Below are 1490 nucleotides of genomic sequence, written 5' to 3' on the forward strand. Positions count from 1 at the left end.
CGCCATCGCCGGCCGCACCGACGAAGCCCTCGACCACCTCATCGGCTTCTTCGTCAACACCCTCGTACTACGCGGCGACACCTCCGGAAACCCCAGCTTCCGCGAACTCCTCACCCGCACCCGGGAAACCGCACTCGCCGCCTACGACCACCAAGACCTCCCCTTCAACCGACTCGTCGAAGCCCTCAACCCCGAACGCACCCTCAACAGCCACCCCGTCTTCCAGGTCATGCTGGCCTACCAGAACGATTCGGGCATCGCCCCACGGATCCCCGGAGTCGAGACCGCCATCCGCCCGGTCCGTGCGAGCATCGCCAAGTTCGACCTCACCTTCGAGTTCACCGAGCACGACGGTGACGACGGGCTGACCGGGGTGCTGGAGTTCAGCACGGACGTCTTCGACGCCAGGACGGCCGAGTCGATCGCCGGACGGCTGACGCGGCTACTCGAAGCCGTGACCACCGCCCCGGACGCCCCGGTGGCAAGCCTGGACATCCTGACCCCCGAGGAGCGGGCGCTGCTGCTCGACTCCTGGAACGCCACCTCTCCCCCGGTCCCGGCCCGGACCGCCGTCGCGCTCTTCGAGGCGCAGGTGGAGCAAGCTCCGGAGGCCCTCGCGCTGCTGTCCACCGACGGCATCCGGCTGACGTACGCGGAGCTGGACGCGCGCGCCAACCGGCTGGCCCGCCGCCTGATCGGCGAAGGGGTCGGCCCGGAGGACATCGTCGCCGTGGCTCTGCCCCGGTCGGTGGCGATGGTGGTCTCCATGCTCGGCGTGCTGAAGGCGGGGGCCGCCTATCTCCCGGTCGATGTCACATATCCCGCGGAACGCATCGCGTACATGCTGGAGGATGCCAGCCCGGTCCTGACGATCACGTCGGTCGACGCCGCTTGCGACCTACCGGACGGGGTACCGCAGTTGGTGATCGGTGAGTGGACGGAGGCCGGGGGCGACGGATCCGCTCCTCGGGACGCGGACCGCACCGCGCCACTGTCGGTCCGGCACCCCGCGTACATGATCTACACCTCGGGCTCCACTGGCCGGCCCAAGGGCGTCGTGGTCTCGCATGCGGGCATCGCGAGCCTGATCGCCACCCAGGTCGAGCGGTTCGAGGTGGGCCCGCGGAGCAGGGTGCTGCAGTTCGCCTCGCCCAGCTTCGACGCGGCGTTCTGGGAGCTTGGCATGGCGCTGTTCACGGGCGCGGCGCTCGTGGTGGCGCCCCCTGACCGGCTGCTGCCCGGTGAGCCGCTGGCCGCTCTGGTGGCCGAGTTCGGTGTGACCCAGCTGATGCTGCCGCCGTCCGGGCTGGCGCTGATGCCGGACGACGGACTGCCGGCCGGCGTGTCGCTGGCGGTCGGCGGTGAGGCGACGAATCCGGCGCTGGTGGAGCAGTGGTCGCGGGGTCGCCGGATGGTGAACGCGTACGGCCCGACGGAGGCGACGGTCTGCGCGACGATGAGCGACCCGTTGTCAGGCGGCTGCCTCCCGC

1 protein-coding gene is annotated in these 1490 nt (G+C 70.7%); it reads left to right on the forward strand.

What is annotated here, in order from left to right; all coding sequences use genetic code 11:
- Window positions 1–1490: non-ribosomal peptide synthetase (locus tag E4099_RS31945; protein ID WP_167828563.1), on the forward strand; the 1490-nt coding region annotated here is incomplete at both ends.

The sequence above is a fragment of the Streptomyces palmae genome (assembly GCF_004684805.1).
Taxonomy (GTDB): Bacteria; Actinomycetota; Actinomycetes; order Streptomycetales; family Streptomycetaceae; genus Streptomyces; species Streptomyces palmae.